The organism is Flavobacterium plantiphilum, assembly GCF_046000495.1.
Lineage (GTDB): Bacteria > Bacteroidota > Bacteroidia > Flavobacteriales > Flavobacteriaceae > Flavobacterium > Flavobacterium plantiphilum.
Genome location: NZ_JBELQA010000003.1, coordinates 291,770 through 311,302, shown reverse-complemented (window position 1 = coordinate 311,302; position 19,533 = coordinate 291,770). Strand labels below are relative to the sequence as shown.

Annotated in this window: 15 protein-coding genes and 1 tRNA gene; 4 read left to right on the top strand and 12 right to left on the bottom strand. The window is 35.6% G+C overall.

Annotated features, from left to right (window positions below; all coding sequences use genetic code 11):
- Window positions 1-147: 147 nt before the first annotated feature.
- From ABS764_RS06775 to ABS764_RS06760, 4 genes are all read left to right on the top strand, one after another.
- The gene (locus tag ABS764_RS06775) at window positions 148-2,292 is read left to right on the top strand and encodes a polyribonucleotide nucleotidyltransferase (protein WP_408081037.1); all 2,145 of its coding nucleotides are present in this window, start codon (window positions 148-150) and stop codon (window positions 2,290-2,292) included.
- Window positions 2,293-2,476: 184 nt separating this feature from the next.
- On the top strand, window positions 2,477-3,340 hold the full coding sequence (locus tag ABS764_RS06770; RefSeq protein WP_026707723.1) for a sigma-70 family RNA polymerase sigma factor: 864 nt from the start codon (window positions 2,477-2,479) through the stop codon (window positions 3,338-3,340).
- 265 nt (window positions 3,341-3,605) lie between these two features.
- Window positions 3,606-4,268 (top strand): ribulose-phosphate 3-epimerase, encoded by a 663-nt coding sequence (gene rpe / locus ABS764_RS06765; RefSeq protein WP_408081036.1) that lies wholly within the window; start codon window positions 3,606-3,608, stop codon window positions 4,266-4,268.
- 189 nt (window positions 4,269-4,457) lie between these two features.
- A complete protein-coding gene (locus ABS764_RS06760) occupies window positions 4,458-5,684 on the top strand; it encodes a PQQ-dependent sugar dehydrogenase (RefSeq protein WP_408081035.1) in 1,227 nt (408 codons plus the stop codon).
- Window positions 5,685-5,760: 76 nt separating this feature from the next.
- Here the strand turns inward: ABS764_RS06760 and ABS764_RS06755 are convergent, their stop codons facing one another.
- The 12 genes from ABS764_RS06755 to ABS764_RS06700 all read right to left on the bottom strand — a co-directional run bounded on the left by ABS764_RS06755 (window position 5,761) and on the right by ABS764_RS06700 (window position 19,516).
- Window positions 5,761-6,564: a zinc-dependent peptidase gene (locus ABS764_RS06755; protein ID WP_408081034.1), complete on the bottom strand. Its 804-nt coding sequence runs from the start codon at window positions 6,562-6,564 to the stop codon at window positions 5,761-5,763.
- A gap of 94 nt (window positions 6,565-6,658) precedes the next feature.
- Window positions 6,659-6,732: transfer RNA gene (locus ABS764_RS06750), tRNA-Arg, on the bottom strand.
- 67 nt (window positions 6,733-6,799) lie between these two features.
- Window positions 6,800-7,249 carry a GatB/YqeY domain-containing protein gene (locus ABS764_RS06745; protein WP_408081190.1) on the bottom strand — a complete coding sequence of 150 codons (450 nt, stop codon included), beginning with the start codon at window positions 7,247-7,249 and terminating at the stop codon, window positions 6,800-6,802.
- Between the two features lie 163 nt (window positions 7,250-7,412).
- Complete coding sequence (ftsZ, locus tag ABS764_RS06740; protein WP_408081033.1) at window positions 7,413-9,383, bottom strand: cell division protein FtsZ; 1,971 nt, start codon at window positions 9,381-9,383, stop codon at window positions 7,413-7,415.
- A 52-nt stretch (window positions 9,384-9,435) separates the two neighbouring features.
- Window positions 9,436-10,815 (bottom strand): cell division protein FtsA, encoded by a 1,380-nt coding sequence (gene ftsA / locus ABS764_RS06735; RefSeq protein WP_408081032.1) that lies wholly within the window; start codon window positions 10,813-10,815, stop codon window positions 9,436-9,438.
- Between the two features lie 6 nt (window positions 10,816-10,821).
- On the bottom strand, window positions 10,822-11,547 hold the full coding sequence (locus ABS764_RS06730; protein ID WP_408081031.1) for a cell division protein FtsQ/DivIB: 726 nt from the start codon (window positions 11,545-11,547) through the stop codon (window positions 10,822-10,824).
- The gene (gene murC / locus ABS764_RS06725; RefSeq protein WP_408081030.1) at window positions 11,531-12,883 is read right to left on the bottom strand and encodes a UDP-N-acetylmuramate--L-alanine ligase; all 1,353 of its coding nucleotides are present in this window, start codon (window positions 12,881-12,883) and stop codon (window positions 11,531-11,533) included. Before murC ends, ABS764_RS06730 begins: the two co-directional genes overlap by 17 nt.
- A 103-nt stretch (window positions 12,884-12,986) precedes the next feature.
- Window positions 12,987-14,075: an undecaprenyldiphospho-muramoylpentapeptide beta-N-acetylglucosaminyltransferase gene (murG, locus tag ABS764_RS06720; protein WP_408081029.1), complete on the bottom strand. Its 1,089-nt coding sequence runs from the start codon at window positions 14,073-14,075 to the stop codon at window positions 12,987-12,989.
- Window positions 14,076-14,085: 10 nt separating this feature from the next.
- Window positions 14,086-15,375: an FtsW/RodA/SpoVE family cell cycle protein gene (locus tag ABS764_RS06715; protein WP_408081028.1), complete on the bottom strand. Its 1,290-nt coding sequence runs from the start codon at window positions 15,373-15,375 to the stop codon at window positions 14,086-14,088.
- A gap of 98 nt (window positions 15,376-15,473) precedes the next feature.
- The gene (murD, locus tag ABS764_RS06710; protein WP_408081027.1) at window positions 15,474-16,805 is read right to left on the bottom strand and encodes a UDP-N-acetylmuramoyl-L-alanine--D-glutamate ligase; all 1,332 of its coding nucleotides are present in this window, start codon (window positions 16,803-16,805) and stop codon (window positions 15,474-15,476) included.
- A 1-nt stretch (window position 16,806) separates the two neighbouring features.
- Window positions 16,807-18,042, bottom strand: a complete 1,236-nt coding sequence (mraY, locus tag ABS764_RS06705) for a phospho-N-acetylmuramoyl-pentapeptide-transferase (protein WP_408081026.1) — start codon at window positions 18,040-18,042, stop codon at window positions 16,807-16,809.
- Window positions 18,043-18,049: 7 nt separating this feature from the next.
- On the bottom strand, window positions 18,050-19,516 hold the full coding sequence (locus ABS764_RS06700; protein ID WP_408081025.1) for a UDP-N-acetylmuramoyl-L-alanyl-D-glutamate--2,6-diaminopimelate ligase: 1,467 nt from the start codon (window positions 19,514-19,516) through the stop codon (window positions 18,050-18,052).
- Window positions 19,517-19,533 lie beyond the last annotated feature (17 nt).

Below are 19,533 nucleotides of genomic sequence, written 5' to 3'. Positions count from 1 at the left end.
CATTAAAAGAGGTGCGCAAGTACCTCTTTTTGTTTACATAGTATTGCATAAAAAAAAGTTTGGTTTTTCATTTGGTTTTAGATTACAACAACTACACAACAACAACACAACTAAAACCCATTGTACAATCAAATTAAAGGAAAACTTATGATTCCACAAGTAAAACAAGAAATTATCGATTTAGGAGATGGAAGAAGCATCTCAATCGAAACAGGTAAATTAGCCAAACAAGCCGATGGTTCGGTTGTCGTTCGTTTAGGAAACTGTATGTTGCTTGCAACAGCAGTATCTGCAAGAACTTCAAACCCAGGTATTGACTTTTTACCATTGACGGTAGATTACCGTGAAAAATTTGCAGCTGCAGGTCGTTTCCCTGGAGGTTTCTTCAAGAGAGAAGCACGTCCTAGCGACAGTGAGGTATTAACAATGCGTTTAGTTGACCGTGTATTACGTCCGCTTTTCCCGGATGATTACCACGCTGAAACTCAGGTAATGATTCAGTTAATGTCTCATGACGATAACGTTATGCCAGACGCATTAGCCGGTTTAGCAGCATCTGCCGCTTTAGCAGTTTCTGATATTCCTTTTTACAACTTAATTTCCGAAGTACGTGTTGCACGTGTGGATGGAAAATTAGTGATCAACCCAAGCAGAGAAGAATTGGAAAAATCAGACATCGATATGATGATTGGCGCTTCTATGGATTCTGTTGCTATGGTGGAAGGTGAGATGAAAGAAATTTCAGAAGCCGAAATGATTGAAGCAATTAAATTTGCTCACGAAGCAATCAAAGTACAAATTGCAGCACAACAACGTTTAAGAGCGGCGGTTGGAAATCCTGACTACAGAACCTATGAAGGTGAAGTAGAAGATGAAGCGGTTTATGCAAAAGTAAAAGCTGCTGCTTACGACAAATGTTATGCTATTGCAGCAGAAGCATCAGGAAAAAGCGAAAGAGGCGAAAAATTTGCTGCTGTAAAAGAGGAAGCAAAAGCTTTATTTACAGAAGAAGAATACGCTGAAAATGCTGATTTAGCTGGTTTAGTTGGAAAATATTTCTACAAAACTAACAAAGAAGCAGTTCGTAACGTAATTTTAGAACAAGGAATTCGTTTAGACGGAAGAAAAACAACAGAAATCAGACCTATCTGGTGTGAAACTGATTATTTACCTTCTGTACACGGTTCTTCATTATTTACACGTGGAGAAACTCAGGCATTAGCTACAGTAACTTTAGGAACTTCCAGAGAAGCGAACCAAATCGATTCTCCATCAGAACAAGGAGAAGAAAAATTCTACTTACACTATAACTTCCCTCCTTTCTCAACCGGTGAAGCTCGCCCTTTAAGAGGAACTTCAAGAAGAGAAGTAGGTCACGGAAACTTAGCACAACGTGCGTTAAAAAATATGATTCCTGCTGATTGTCCTTACACTATTCGTGTAGTTTCAGAAGTATTAGAATCTAACGGTTCATCATCTATGGCGACTGTTTGTGCAGGAACTATGGCTTTGATGGATGCAGGAGTTCAAATGGTGAAACCGGTTTCCGGAATCGCTATGGGACTAATTACAGATGGTGAAAAATTTGCGGTACTTTCAGATATTTTAGGAGACGAAGATCACTTAGGTGATATGGACTTTAAAGTAACTGGTACTGCTGACGGAATCACTGCTTGTCAAATGGATATCAAAATTGACGGATTGCGTTATGACATCATGGAACAAGCCTTATCTCAGGCTCGTGACGGACGTTTACATATCTTAGGAAAATTAGTTGAAACTATCGCTGCTCCAAGAGCTGATGTGAAAGCACATTCTCCTAAAATTATCACCAGAACTATTCCTGGAAGTTTTATTGGAGCATTAATTGGACCTGGTGGAAAAGTAATTCAGGAATTACAAAAAGCTACCGGAACTACAATTGTAATCAACGAAGTAGACGAACAAGGAGTTATCGAAATTTTAGGAACTGATCCTGCCGGAATTGAAGCAGTATTAGCTAAAATTAAATCGATCACTTTCAAACCTCAGGTTGGAGAAGCTTATGAAGTAAAAGTAATCAAAATGTTGGATTTTGGAGCTGTAGTTGAATATACTGAAGCACCAGGAAATGAGGTTTTATTACACGTATCTGAATTAGCATGGGAACGTACAGAAAACGTAACTGATGTAGTAAATATGGGTGATGTATTCCAGATAAAATACCTGGGAGTTGACCCTAAAACTAAAAAAGAGAAAGTGTCCAGAAAAGCACTTATCGCAAGACCTCCCCGTGAGACAAAACAAGAGTAATCAGATCTTAGTTTACTAAAGGTTAATTATAAAAAATCCCGCCTCGTTCTAAAATCGAGACGGGATTTTTGTTTTTCACAACGATAAAATTAAATTAGAATAAAATCTTTTGAAGATTTGTAACTTTTTTATAACTCCATACGTATAACCATTTGTACACTATAAAAAATGGGACAACAATAACATGAGACAACTTAAAATTACCAAGCAGGTTACCAATCGTGAAACTGCTTCATTAGACAAATATTTACAAGAAATTGGAAAAGTTGACCTTATTACTGCTGATGAGGAAGTAGAATTAGCACAAAAAATTAAAGCCGGAGATCAAAGAGCTCTGGAAAAATTAACAAAAGCCAATTTACGTTTCGTTGTTTCGGTAGCAAAACAATATCAAAATCAAGGATTAACCCTTCCTGATTTAATTAACGAAGGAAACTTAGGACTAATTAAAGCCGCACAACGTTTTGATGAAACACGTGGTTTTAAATTCATTTCGTATGCAGTTTGGTGGATTCGTCAATCTATTTTGCAAGCTTTGGCTGAGCAATCCCGTATCGTTCGTTTACCATTAAATAAAATTGGTTCTATAAACAAAATCAACAAAATGTATGCTTTATTAGAGCAATCTAATGAGCGTCCGCCTTCTGCAGAAGAAATTGCAAAAGAACTGGATATGACCGTAAATGATGTAAAAGAGTCTATGAAAAACTCCGGTCGTCATTTATCTATGGATGCGCCTCTTGTGGAAGGAGAAGATTCTAACCTTTACGACGTTTTACGTTCAGGTGAATCTCCTAATCCGGACAGAGAATTAATCCATGAATCATTACGTACTGAAATCGAGCGCTCTCTTGAAACATTAACTCCTCGTGAGGCTGATGTAGTTCGTTTGTATTTTGGTCTTGGTGATCAGCACCCTATGACTTTAGAAGAAATTGGAGAAACTTTTGACCTGACACGTGAGCGTGTTCGTCAGATTAAAGAAAAAGCAATCCGCAGATTGAAGCATACTTCCAGAAGTAAAATCTTAAAAACATATTTAGGTTAATCCTAATTTTATTATCTTAAACTCCGGCTCAGACCGGAGTTTTTTTTTACACCAACAATCATTTATTTTGGGCGTGCCACCATCTGAAAAAAAAGAGCTACGCCTCTTTGCGAGTATTTGCTCTTTTTTCCAGCTGCTGTCGTGCTATCCGCTCCGCTTTGGCGGAGTGCTCCTATCACTCACGCAAAAACTGCTCTGTCAGGAAAACATAATTTCTAATTTGATTTTGTACCTTTGCAAAAATTCAACACACAACACAACCATAATGAAAAACACACTTATTGCTCCATCAGTATTAGCTGCTGATTTTGCTAATTTGGAACGCGACGTCAAAATGATTAATACCAGTGAGGCAGATTGGTTTCACATCGACATCATGGACGGCGTTTTTGTACCCAATATTTCTTTTGGAATGCCGGTTTTAGAAGCTATTAAAAGACATGCTACAAAAACTATCGACGTACATTTGATGATCGTTGATCCTGATCGTTACATTTCGACTTTCAAAAAGTTAGGAGCTGATATATTAACAGTTCATCTTGAAGCCTGTACCCATCTTCACAGAACTTTACAAGCCATTAAAGCCGAAGGAATGAAAGCTGGAGTTGCTCTGAATCCGCATACCAATGTTGATTTACTCGAAGATGTAATTAACGACATAGATATGGTGTTAATAATGAGTGTAAATCCTGGTTTTGGCGGGCAATCCTTTATTGAAAATACTTATGATAAAATCAGAAAGTTAAAAGCTTTAATCAATAAAAAAGGAGCTTCAACTATTATCGAAATTGACGGTGGTGTTACCAACAAAAACGCTGCTCAATTAGCAGAAGCCGGAGCAGATGTATTGGTAGCCGGAAGCTATGTTTTTAGCGCTTCCAATCCAATTGCAACGGTAGCAGATTTAAAAAAAATCACCAATTTGTAAAAAACCACCAAAGCCTTCTCAAACGAGAAGGCTTTTACATTTCGAAAATGCAAAAACAATTCACACAGCCTTATAAAAACCTATAAAACAAACAATTATATAAAAACCCACTCAAATTCTATAAAACTTTATCATCTAAATTACAGAGCTTTGTATAAGCTTTAATTACAAATTTAATTCTCCAATAAGATGATAAAAATTAAATCTCTCTCCATTTTATTCACTGCATTATTTAGCATACTCAGTTGCTCAAATGATAACGATTCAACCAATAACCCGGGTACAATTACAAATCCGGTAGAAACCGAAAACCCTAACACCAGTTTCAAACCGGCATTTAATGGGCAAACCCGTATAAATGGGATTCAAACCAATACGGATTATGAATCAAAAATAATTACTACCGCTCTGACAAAACCATGGAGTATTAAAAGTCTTCCGGATGACAGACTATTAATAGCTGAAAAAGACGGTGCTTTTCGTATTGTAACCACAGCAGGAGAAGTAAGCGACCCAATTTCCGGAATTCCTGCAGTAAATGCTGCAAATCAGGGCGGTTTATTAGGTTTTTGCCTGGATCCAGATTTTGAATCCAACAAACTACTGTATTGGGTATTTTCTGAAGCTGTATCTGGTGGAAACATTACAGCGGTTGCTAAAGGCAAACTATCCGGCGATTCAAAAAATATAGAAAATACTACTGTTATTTACCGAACTACTCCTGCAAACAATAGTACGCTTCATTATGGAGGACGTATCCTTTTTGACAAAACAGGCAACCTTTTAGTCAGTACCGGAGAACGCTCTGTACTTGAAACAAGACCATTAGCACAATCTACATCGACAAGCTTGGGCAAAGTCGTCCGAATAACAAAAAATGGACAAGCAGCTCCTGGAAATCCAACTTTTAATCAGTCACAATCATTAGCCGAATTGTACACAATTGGACATAGGAATCCTCAAGGATTAGCTATACATCCTGTTACAAACGAAATCTGGCTCAGTGAACACGGACCTCGCGGAGGTGATGAAATCAACCGTTTAGAGGCAGGTAAAAACTATGGCTGGCCTGTAATTACTTATGGAATAGAATACGGTGGAGAAATTATTGGTGAAGGAATTCAGCAAAAAGAGGGCATGGAGCAACCCGCTTATTATTGGGATCCGGTAGTATCACCAAGCGGAATGACTTTTTATACAGGAAATCAAGTACCGGAATGGCAAAATAACCTTTTTATAGGAACTTTAAGTGGTATGCATATTGTTCGTCTCGCCATTAAAGAAAATCGGATCATTGGAGAGGAAAGACTTCTTGCTCAGGAAAATCAAAGATTCAGAGACATTACCCAGGGAAATGATGGCGCTTTATATGCTATTACTGATCAGGGTAGATTATACAAAATTGACAGGAAATAATATGAAAAGATTCTATTTAAAATAAAAAAGCTTCAAAAGCAATCCCTAAGATCTGATTGCTTTTGAAGCTTTTTATTTAAACCTTTTCTTCAAAATTAATCATTTTAACGATAATTGTAAATAACTCAGGATGCTGTTTTTTAAAAATTGCCGGTGTTTCAAAAAAGTGTTCCAGAATGACAGCTAAAAATTCAAATTGATTCTGATAAGCATATAATCTAAAATACCCATTGGAACGCAATTCCGCATTCAGCGATTCATCTTTATAATAATTCATACTTTTATTAAACTCATCATAAAAGATAACAGCACTTGGATCATTACTCTTCAAACAATGAAAATGCAAGGCATGTGCAAATTCATGTAATCCCAAATTAATATTATCATTGGAGGTTTCATGACCCAAAACAAAATCTTCCCATGAAAAAACAATAGATTTCATTCGGGGATTAAATTCTCCTTTATGATACGCATCATTAGAAGACGAATAATAACTTGAAGGATAAATAACAACTCTTGAAAATAATTCAATCAAATATTTCCTGAAACCAAAAGTCAGCATTACATACGTTCCTGCTATCAATACTTGCATCAGTTGGGTAATTTCTATATCCTTGCCTACAAACTCATATTTACACAAAAACTCCTTTACCCGATGTTCAAAATACTTTTTCCTTTTCAAACTAAGTCGGTTATAAAAAGGAAAATTATGTTCTAAAATTGCTTTTTGTTCGTTATTCAATTTTTTCAGCAAATGATATACATGTAAAAACAAGGGTTTCTTAAAAGCCAGAACATAAGCAGGTTCTATAATTCTAAACACAATTAATTGAAAAGCGAGTATACCAAAAACAAGAATAACAAAAAATTGAAACACCATATTCATCTCCATTAAATGGATTATGCAATTGATTTTAAAATAAAACCTCAAAAACAATCTTTCAAATTAGATCATTTTTGAGGCTATTTGAATGTGACCGCGGCAGGGTTCGAACCTGCAACCCTCAGAGCCGAAATCTGATATTCTATCCAGTTGAACTACGCAGCCATTATAATTGTAGATTGCAGAGTTTAGATTTTAGATCTAAAATCCGAAGTCTAAAACTGAAATTATTTTAAACTAATAATTTTTTTACAATAGTAGAAACTGTTTTTCCTTCAGCAGTTCCTCCTAATTGTGCAGAAGCTAATCCCATTACTTTTCCCATTGATGCAATTCCGGATGCTCCTGTTTCTGCAATAATTTTAGCAATGACTGCTTCAATTTCTTCTTCACTTAGCTGAGCTGGTAAAAACTTCTCAATTACAGCAACCTGAGCCAATTCCGGTTCAGCTAAATCAGGACGATTTTGCTCTGTAAAAATCCGGGCACTTTCTTTACGTGTTTTCACCAGACGTTGCAATAGTTTGATTTCTTCATCTGCTGAAATTTCTTCTTTTGATCCTGAAGAAGTCTGAGCTAAAAGCAATTCTGACTTAATTGCTCTCAAGGCTTCTAAAGCTACGGTATCTTTGGCTCTCATGGCTGATTTGATCTCCTCCATGATCTGTACTGATAAACTCATTGGTTTCTTATTATTAAGCAATAATGCTGTGTTTGACATTCTTTGTAAAAAGAGTTCAAGAGATAATACTTATCCTGAAACTCTGTTTTTTTTTGCGAAGGTAAAAAAAATAACCCGAAAATTAAATGCAACTTTCGGGTTATTGTATGCAAAAATGGATAGATTAATCTACGTTGTCGTGCAAATATGAATTATTAGAACGCAATTGCAAATCATTATTACTGTCTGTTCCAACCGAAATTCTTGAATTCGCATTATTATTAGTCTGATTATTTGAAATATCAATACCTAATCTTTTATAAGCTGGTTCTTTTTCATATTCATCAATCTTAGAAACATTATTATGAAACTTATAATTGAATTCTTTCAATTTTTTTCTTCTTTCATCAGCTCTTAAGCGTAATGTTTCTTCAATTGTCATTTCGATAGGAGAAATATCTTCTGCTTTTGAAAAATCTTCTGAAGGCATTTCTACTTTTTTCATAGTAATATTCAGTTCTTCAGGAATCACTTCTTCAACTACTTTTTCCGTCGGTTTAGACGAAATTAATTCGTTTTCGGCTTCCATATACTCTTCAAGAGAATATCTGATTACTCCTTTGTCTGACAATTCAGTTACAGGAACAAACTGCACAGCTTGGTTTACCTTAATATCTTTAGTTTCATTTGTCAGTTCAAATAAAATCTTTTCTTCTTTTTCCTGTACTGGTTCAGGTTTAACCGGCTCTGATTTAAAAAGAGGCAAATCAAAAGAAATAGAAGTCTGTTCTTGTTTTTCGATTGCTTTAGGCTCTTCAATAGTTGGTTGTTTTACCTCTTCAGCTTTTGGTGCAGAAAATGTAAATTCTTCTTCTTTTATTGGAGAAACAATTTCGAAAGTAACATCAATATTTTTAATAAATTCAGACATTGCCATCAATTCCTCGTTTCCCTCTACAGGAACAACTTTTTCTACTGGAGCAGCTGCAACAACTTCCTCTTCATCAATTAAGTCAAAAACAACTCTTTCTTCAACATTGCTTACCGGTTTATCAATATCTAAATCAAAACCTGCAACTGTATTGTTACTTAGATTATGAACACTTTTTTGTTCATCTTCCAAGGTATGAATGATTTTTTTTGGCTCCGTATTTACAATTCCGTTTTGTTGTTCAATATCAAATCCAGTTGCAATAATAGTTACTGCGACAGCATCACCTAATGTTTCATCTTCACCAACTCCCATGATGATATTAGCATTGTAACCGGCTTCACTTTGAATATGGTCATTAATTTCGCCTATTTCATCTAAGGTAATTTCGTTAGATCCAGAAACGATGAGCAACAATACGTTTTTGGCTCCTGTAATTTTATTATCATTTAGCAACGGAGAGTCTAAAGCAGCAATAATTGCTTCTTTAGCTCTGTTTTCGCCTGAAGCTACAGAAGAACCCATGATAGCAGTTCCGCTGTTTGCTAATACCGTTTTAGCATCACGTAAATCAATATTTTGAGTATAGTGATGCGTAATTACTTCAGCAATTCCTCTTGAGGCTGTTGCCAAAACTTCATCTGCTTTAGAGAATCCTGCTTTAAAACCGAGATTTCCATATACTTCTCTTAATTTGTTATTATTGATAACAATTAAGGAATCGACTTGTTTACGTAATTTTTCAATTCCGATAAGTGCCTGTTCCTGACGCACTTTTCCTTCAAAGGTAAAAGGCAAAGTTACAATACCTACTGTCAGAATCTCTCTTTCTTTAGCCAGTTGAGCAATTACCGGCGCCGCACCGGTACCTGTACCACCACCCATTCCGGCAGTGATAAAAACCATCTTAGTATTGCGGTCTAACATTTTTTCAATGTCAGCAATACTTTCGATAGCAGATTGTTGCCCAACATCCGGATTAGCTCCGGCACCAAGACCTTCTGTTAAATTTACACCTAATTGAATTTTGTTAGGAACCCCACTATTTTGTAATGCCTGTGAATCCGTATTACATACAATGAAATCAACACCTTTGATTCCTTGCTTAAACATATGATTGATAGCATTACTACCGCCTCCACCTACACCTATTACTTTTATTACATTTGATTGATTTTTAGGTAAATCAAATGAAATACTTCCAAATTCTGAGTTGCTCGTCATATTATTTGGTATTTTGATATTAATATATTTTCTCTTTATTCTTCTTATTTTTCTACTCTGCGTTATCCAAAAAATCTTTAATCTTATCCACGTAACGATCAAAGAAAGAACGCTTAATTTTTTCTCCTGTAGACTCTTCCTTTTTAGAATAACTTTGCGTTTCTACCTCTTCTACTTCCTGCTGAATACGCTCTACAGTTTCAACAACCGGCTCCCGATAGAAAACATTTCTTTGAGAAACAACCTCTTCTTTTCTGGTTGCACTCTGTGTATTATTCGAGATACTGTTCATCACTAATCCCACTGCAGTGGCATATAGCGGACTGGAAAACTCTTCATCTGAATTTCCTGCTAAATGCTCATTAGGATACCCTATTCTGGTATCCATTCCAGTGATATATTCCACCAACTGTTTGATGTGCTTTAATTGAGCACCACCACCGGTAAGTACAATTCCGGCAATTAGTTTCTTTCTTGGATCTTCATGACCATAGGCTTTTACTTCTGTAAAGACTTGTTCGATTATTTCCACCACACGGGCATGAATAATTTTTGATAAGTTTTTTAACGAAATTTCCTTTGGCTCTCTGCCTCTTAATCCCGGAATAGATACAATTTCGTTGTCTTTATTTTCTCCCGGCCATGCCGAACCAAATTTCACTTTCAATAATTCAGCCTGTTTTTCTATAATAGAACAGCCTTCTTTGATATCATCCGTAATGACATTCCCTCCAAAAGGAATTACCGCGGTATGACGAATAATACCATCTTTAAAAATGGCTAAATCAGTTGTTCCACCACCGATATCGATTAATGCAACTCCAGCCTCTTTTTCTTCCTGGCTTAAAACTGCATCAGACGAAGCTAATGGCTCTAAAGTCAATCCTGACAATTCGATACCGGAACTTTGAATACAACGTCCTACGTTGCGTATTGAAGATGCCTGACCTACTACAACGTGAAAACTAGATTCCAGTCTTCCGCCGTACATCCCGATAGGCTCTTTTATTTCCGATTGTCCGTCTATTTTAAATTCCTGAGGTAATACGTGGATAATTTCTTCTCCTGGCAACATGGCTAATTTATTCACCTGATCAATCAGTAACTGAATATCATCACCCCCTATTACTTCCTCCGGATTACTCCTGCTGATGTAATCTGTATGCTGAATACTGCGAATGTGCTGACCGGCAATCCCTACAACGACATCTTTTATTTTATAACCTGAATTAGTTTCCGCTTCATTTATTGCTTGCTGAATAGACTGAATAGTTTGTGTAATATTATTAACCACACCTCTGGCAACACCCAGACTTTTGGATTTTCCTACACCCAAAATTTCTAACTTACCATACTCATTTTTTTTGCCAATCATGGCAACTATTTTGGTTGTCCCTATATCTAGACCTACTGCAATATTCTCTTTTTCCATTTTCTATTATTTAGTGCAAACTACTTGTTTTGTAAACCTGAGGTCAATCTTCTTATATTTATACAATGTACTATCTAAAACTGCTTTTTGAAAAAAAGCTTTATAGTTCTTAAATTTTGTTTCAAAATTCACCATACTACCAAAATCTATCTGGTAATCATAATTCCTATTGAACATTTTTAAGCCGGCATTAGGCATTACCTCAATAGCAATGATATTTTTTTTCAGAAAATCATCTTCATAAATTGCACAAAATAACTGTGCTAATTCTGCTTCATTCCTGCTGTTTATATTCCCTGAAACCAGAGGAACCCTAGCCGTAAAATTATCCGATAATGGCATCTTACCTCCCTTATAATCAATATAAAAAGATTCTACATCATTCACCACTCTGGCTACAGGAGTCTTTTGCTTCACAACCGCTTTTAGCACGCCATCAATACTTACAAACACATCAGATTCGTCAATCATCGCATTTGAATTTAGCTTTCTTTCCAGCTTATTCAAATCTAATTTATCTTTTTCAATAGCTAAGGGGTTACTCGTATTTTCTATTAACAATTTATTAACCGTTTCCTCTTTAACAAAAAGATTGTTTTCTCCTACAAAAAAGACCTTGATTGCGACTATTTTCCGTTTTTCATTTCGCTTTGAAGTGAATGAAAAAAGAAAAACAACTAATCCCAACATTAGGATTAATCTGATGTTTGTCCAGTTAAATATTTTTTTCATTTAAAGCTGTTTTAATTGCTCCCACCATTTCACCAATATCCCCTGCCCCGATTGTAACCAGAATTGTTGCATCACTTTTCAGCATAGCTGGTATTAAACCTTCTTTAGAAACTATTTTTTTATCCTGATTCTCTATCATCGACAGCAACCATTCTGAGGTAATTCCTATCATAGGCAGCTCCCGAGCCGGATAAATATCCATCAATAACACTTCGTCAAACTGAGAAAGACTTTTTGCAAAATCATCAGCAAAATCCTTAGTTCTGCTAAAAAGATGCGGTTGAAAAACTGCCAGTACTTTTTTACCCGGATACAATTCTCTTACCGCCTGATGCACCGCATTAATCTCAGTAGGATGATGTGCATAATCATCAATATAAACCAGATTTTCAGTTCTGATCTGGTAAGAGAAACGCCTTCTTATTCCTTTAAATGAAGCTAAGGCTTTTGCAATGGCATCGGTTGGGGTGCCGAAATTTACTGCCATTGCAAGAGCCATTAAAGCGTTCATTAAATTATGCCTGCCCGGTAATCCAAACCGAAAATCTTTTAAAAGAGTAGTTGGTGTTTGTACATCAAATACATAACTGCTATTTTCTATTCTAATATTAAAAGCATTATAAGCTGCTGATTCATTTACTCCTACAGTCACTCCTGAAAGAGGTAAATCAGTAGTAATAAACAAATTAGATTTATCTTCTACTTTATCCGCAAACTCAGTAAAAGATTCTTTAATTGCTTTATCTGTTCCATAAATATCAAGGTGATCCGCATCCATCGAAGTCACACAAGCGATATTAGGGTGCAAATGCAGGAAAGAACGATCAAATTCGTCGGCTTCAACAACCGTTACAGTTTTTCCGCTTCCTATTAAATTTGAATTATAATTCTCTACAATTCCACCAATAAAAGCCGTAACATCAGCACCGCTTTCGTGCAAAATATGTCCTAAAATACTGGATGTAGTTGTCTTTCCGTGTGTTCCGGCTACAGCAAAACAAAAAGTATCTTTGGTTATAATCCCAAGAACTTCGGCTCTTTTTTTGACCTGATAATTACGCTCTAAAAAATAATTCCATTGTGCATGTGTTTTAGGAACTGCCGGGGTGATGATAACCAGCGTATTTTCCACAAAATAATCCTTAGGAATCAAATTAATATCATCTTCAAAATGAATATCAATACCACTTTCGATTAACTCATTTGTTAAAATTGTTGGTGTTTTGTCATAACCGGAAACCTGCTTTCCAATATACTTAAAATAACGCGCCAAAGCACTCATACCGATACCACCGATACCGATAAAATAAACATTATGTATTTGGTTTAGATTCATTTTTAATGTCAATATCAATTACAATGTCAACACTCAATAATTGACATCATGATTGGATTAATTATTCTTATTTTATTCTTTATAAAATTGTCATTGTCAAATGCTATTTAATCAATTTCACAATTTCATCTGCAATTTGCTTAGTTGCTTCCGGCAATGCGAGTTCTTTTATATTTTCACTCAATTGTGTTTGTTTTCCCGTATCTTTTAACAAAGCTTCAAAAACCAAACTAAATTCGGCGTCCAACTGTGATTCTTTCAACAATAGCGCTCCTTTTTTATCAACGATAGCTTTTGCATTTTTAGTCTGATGATCTTCGGCTACATTGGGTGATGGAATAAAAATAACCGGTTTCCCCACAATGCATAATTCCGATACCGAAGAAGCACCTGCACGAGAGATAATAATATCTGCTGCAGCATAAACAAAATCCATTTTTTCAATAAAAGCTACCACCTGAACATTTTCTGAATTGTATTTTTTATATTCTTCGAAATACAACTTCCCACACTGCCAGACAATCTGAACCCCTTGTGAAATAATATTCTTCAGTTCTTTCTCTATCAGCTGATTAATTCTTCTGGCACCTAAACTACCGCCAAGAACCAACAATGTTTTCTTTTTGGAATCCAATTTAAAATATTCGATCGCTTCTGTTCGCTTACTTTCTATAGCAATCAAATCCTGGCGAACAGGATTTCCTGTCAAAATCATTTTCTCCTTTGGAAAAAAACGTTCCAGATTTTCATAAGCCACACAAATTGCATTAGCCTTTTTACTCAACAATTTATTTGTAATTCCTGGAAAGGAATTTTGTTCTTGAATTACTGTTGGAATTCCCAGCATATTTGCCATTTGTAACAAAGGACCACTGGCAAAACCTCCGGTTCCTATAACCACATCGGGTTTAAATTGCTTAATTATTTTTCGGGATTTCCATAAGCTGCTCATTAATTTCAACGGAAACATCGCGTTTTGTAATGTTAGTTTTCTTTGCAATCCCGCAATCCACAAGCCTTTGATAGCATAACCTGCCTGCGGTACTTTTTGCATTTCCATTTTATCCTGAGCTCCCACAAAGAGGAATTCAGCATCCGGAAATCGTGATTTTAATTCATTAGCAATAGCCACTGCAGGATAAATATGTCCTCCGGTTCCTCCGCCACTTAATATGAATTTATATTGTTTCATTACTATCAATCTATTTATTTAAAACAGCATTCATCGGATTTGCCACTTTATCTTCTATCGAATAAGACTCTTTTTCCTTTTCTTCAGAAGCCAATTCAGCATCAATCAATCGCTGAAGCGCTTCTTCTCTTTTAGCTGCTTCTTTCTGTTCCAGCTCTATTTCTTCTTCTTTTTTGGTTACACCAATAATAATTCCTAATGAAATACAAGTCATCCAGATAGATGTCCCTCCACTACTTATCAAAGGCAAAGTCTGTCCTGTAACCGGCAATAATTCGACTGCTACCGCCATATTAATCATGGCCTGAAAAATCATAGGAAAACCAAGTCCTATGACGACTAATTTTCCAAATATAGTATTAGCCTTATGCGACGCAACCACAAACCGGAAAAGCAACAACAGGTACAAACAAAGCACACCTAAACCGCCTACTAATCCATATTCTTCTACGATAATGGCATAAATAAAATCTGAAGAAGATTGGGGTAAAAAGTTCTTTTGAACACTTTTCCCCGGACCTAATCCGTATATTTTTCCTGATGCAATAGCAATTTTGGCTTTCTCTATCTGATAATCATCTTCATCCGGTTTATCAGTACTGAAATTTTCAATTCTGCTTTCCCATGTTCTGACCCTGCTAAAGAATTTTGCATCCGGAAAGGCTTTGGAAACCAAAACAAAAAAAGTAAGAAATACAATTCCCGAACCTACTATAATACCTATATATTTCATTGGATATTTCCCGATGAAAACTAACATTAATATCATTGAGAAAATTAACGCTGTAGTAGAAAAATTGGAAGGGAGAATAAATATCAGCGTAATAAAAACAGGCAACCACAGTTCCTTTAATGATGCTGCAAAATCAATCGGTTCGGTTCTTGTTTTAGACAAATAACGCGCTACAAACACAAATAAAACCAATGCTGCAAATGCTGAAGGCTGAAACGAAATCCCTACAAATGGAATCTGAATCCATCTGCTGGCATTAGCTCCTCCAATTACCGTTCCTTTGATCATTGTTATGGCTAAAACTATCCAGACAACAGGCAACAGCCATTTAGATATAGAACGGAAATAATGATAAGGTATTTTGTGAACGTAATAAATAATAGCAAAACCACAGCCAATATGAGCCAGATGTTTCAGTAAATACCCTAAAGTATTTCCTGTTCCATGCCCCAAATACGCCAAATTACTACTAGCACTAAAAACAGGCATAAAGGAAAACAGGGCCAATAAGGCCACAAATGACCAAATCCCTTTATCTCCTTTTAATCTGCTAATTAGTTGTTTCATTTTTCAAGTTGTAAATTGTGAGTTATGAGTTATGAGTTGTGAGTTATGAATTAAATGGCTTATATACTTCTAACTTCCAGCTCCTAACTTCAAACTTTTTATAAATTATGCACAGCATCTTTAAATTGTCTTCCTCTGTCTTCGTAATTTTCAAATAAATCAAAACTGGCACAAGCTGGTGATAATAAAACCGTATCTCCTTTTTCAGTAATACGTTGCGCCATTCTCACAGCATCGTTCATATTATTTACCTCTACCATAATGTCCACGACATTCCCAAAAGCATCAATAATTTTTCTGTTATCAACACCCAGGCAAATAATAGCTTTTACTTTCTCACGAACTAAAGCCATTAATTCATTGTAATCATTCCCTTTATCAACACCACCTACAATCCAGACAGTTGGTGAATTCATACTGTCTAATGCAAAAAAAGTTGCATTTACATTGGTTGCTTTCGAATCGTTGATGTATTGTACATTTTGGATTTTCAATACTTTCTCAAGACGGTGTTCTACACCCTGAAAGTTTGATAAACTTTCACGAATTGTTGCTTTTCTGATTTGCATCAATTTAGCTACAGAAGTTGCTGCCATTGCATTCTTTAAATTATGTTTTCCTTCTAAGGCAATTGATTCTGTTTCCATTGTAAATTCCTCTTGATTGATTATTGCTTCCATTGTATTATTTTTTATAAAGACTCCTTGTTCAAATGTTTTTGTCAATGAAAAAGGAATTAATTTTGCTCTTGTTTTGTTCTTTTGTAACCAGTCTGAAATTGCTTCATCGTCTGCATCATAAATGAGATAATCCTCTTCAGTCTGATTCATCGTGATTCTGAATTTCGAATCAATGTAATTCTCATATTTATAATCGTAACGGTCCAGATGATCCGGACTGATATTCGTTATAATAGCGATATGCGGTTTATAATTTATAATTCCGTCCAGCTGAAAACTACTCAATTCTAACACATAACTATCGTATTTATCTTCGGCAACCTGTTCCGCAAAGCTCTTCCCTATATTTCCTGCTAATCCCACATTCAATCCCGCAGATTTAAGCAAATGATAAGTTAGCATTGTTGTGGTCGTTTTCCCATTGCTTCCGGTAATCCCAATTGTAACTGCTTTAGTAAAAGAAGCTGCAAATTCAATTTCAGAAATTACAGGAATTCCTTTCTCAATAAGTTTCTTAACAATGGGCGCCTTTTCCGGAATACCGGGACTTTTCATTACTACATCAGCATTCAAAATCAGAGATTCTGTATGCTTCTCATCTTCCCAATCGATACTGTTTTTTATAAGAACTTCTTTGTAACTTTCTTTTATTTTCGCAAAATCCGATACAAAAACATCATATCCTTTTTGCTTTCCTAATATGGCTGTTCCCACACCACTTTCGCCTCCACCTAAAACTACTAATCTCATATTATCTCAATTTTAAGGTGACAATTGAAAGTATCGCTAACATGATGGCTACAATCCAAAATCGGGTTACAATTTTACTTTCGTGATAGCCTTTCTTTTGATAATGATGATGCAATGGCGACATTAGAAAAATTCTTCGGCCTTCGCCAAATCGCTTCTTAGTATATTTAAAATAACTCACCTGCAAAACCACGGACAAATTTTCTACCAGAAAGATTCCGCATAACAGTGGAATCAATAATTCTTTTCGGACTGCAATTGCTAGAACAGCAATAATTCCTCCGATTGTTAAACTTCCTGTATCCCCCATAAACACGGATGCCGGATAGGAGTTATACCACAAAAAACCAATTAATGAACCCACAAAAGCTGCAATAAAAACCGTCATTTCCCCTGAATTAGGGATATACATAATATTGAGATAATTAGAAAAAATGATATTTCCTGAAACGAAGGTGAAAATGGCAAGTGCCAAGACCGAAATTGCCGACGTTCCGGCAGCTAGTCCATCAATTCCATCGGTTAAATTAGCTCCGTTAGAAACGGCAGTAATAATAAAAATCACTACCGGAATAAAAATAATCCAGGCCCATTTTTCATATCCTTCACCGGTCCAGGCTAATAATTCGGCATAATCAAATTCGTTATTTTTAAAAAAAGGAATCGTAGTAGCAGTTGATTTTTCTTCTACAGCAGCAGGCATAATAACGGCTTCGGTAGTGGTAGCCACCTTAAATACATCTGTTTTCCCTGTGTCAGTACGTACGGTTACCTGCGGATTAAAATACAATACACTTCCTACAATCAATCCTAATCCTATCTGACCAAAAACTTTAAAAATTCCTTTTAGCCCCTGTTTGTCTTTTTTAAATATTTTGATATAATCATCTACAAAACCAATTGTCCCCATCCATAAAGTCGTCACAATTAACAGAACAACATAAATGTTATGTAATTTGGCAAACAGAAAAACAGGAATTAAAGTGGCAAAAATGATTATCAAACCTCCCATTGTAGGTGTACCGGCCTTTTCATTTTGACCCGCTAAACCCAGTTCACGAACAGTTTCCCCTACCTGCTGTCTTTGTAAAAAACTAATGACTCTTTTTCCATAAATTGTAGATAACAACAACGAAAGAATAAAGGCCAGCGCCGATCTGAAAGTAATGTATTGAAACACTCCTGTACCGGAAAGATTCAATACTTTGTTGAAATAATCAAATAAATAATACAGCATAGTTTTACTATTTATGGAGTTGGTCTAAAATTTCTTTAACAATTTTCATATCATCAAAATCAGTTCGTATTCCTTTGATTTCCTGATACGTTTCATGTCCTTTTCCAGCAATTAAAATAATATCATTAGGCTGAGCCAATTGACACGCAATTTTTATAGCCTGTTTTCTGTCAGTTACAGCAAAAACTTTTTTATGATTTTGTGGCGGCACGCCCTGTTCCATCTCACTGATAATAGTATCCGGATCTTCATCGCGGGGATTATCTGAAGTCAGGATGGTTTTATTACTCAAATCAGATGCTATTCCGGCCATAAGCGGTCGTTTTGCTTTATCTCTGTTTCCTCCGCAGCCCACAATCGTTATCAATTGTTCGTTATTAGTGCGCACTTCATTAATGGTTTTCAAAACATTTTCTAAAGCATCGGGAGTATGGGCATAATCTACAATAGCAGTAATGTTAGTATCCGAAACGATGTATTGAAACCTGCCTGAAACACTTTCTAATTCAGACAATAAACGAAGCGCTTCTAAAGAATCCATGCCTAATTCGATTGCAGTGGCATAAATAGCTAATAAATTATACGCATTAAATACACCAATTAATTTTACCCAAACTTCATTCCCTTCAATTTTCAACAAGGAACCTGACAATAAGTTCTCTAAAATTTGTGCTTTGTAATCGGCATACGATTTCAGAGCATAGGTTCTTTTTTGAGCCACTGTATTTTGCAGCATTACCGCTCCATTCTTATCATCAATGTTAGAAATAACGAAAGCAGATTTTGGTAAATTATCAAAAAAAGACTTCTTGACATCCCTGTATTCTGCGAAAGTAGGATGATAATCTAAATGATCGTGAGACAAATTTGTAAAAACACCTCCTGTAAAATGCAATGCTTCGGTACGTTTTTGATGAATACCGTGTGAACTTACTTCCATAAAACAATACTCAACACCGGCACCAATCATTTTGTTTAGATAATGATTAATTGTAATGGAATCAGGAGTGGTATGAGTTGCTTTGAACTCCTCATCATCCACCAAAATTTTTACAGTAGAAAGCAAACCAACTTTAAATCCTGCTTTTTTAAATAATTGATATAATAAAGAAGCAATTGTTGTCTTTCCGTTCGTTCCTGTTATTCCCACCAGCTTTAATTTTTCAGATGGATTTTCAAAATAATTAGCTGCCATAAATGCAAGCGCCTTATTAGTATCATTTACCTGAATATAAGTCACCTCATTGCTGAATTTTTCCGGAAAAGTATCGCAAATTATAGCTTTAGCACCTAAATCAATGGCTTTTTGAATGTAATCATGTCCATCTGAAACAGAACCCCGAATGGCAACAAACACATCATTGGCTTCGATTTTTCTGGAATCGAAATCCAATTTACCTATAGCGATATCAGTCGAACCATGAACGGCTTCAATTGCTACTTTATATAATATGTCTTTTAATAATCTATTCATTTTTTTATTTTTTCCCT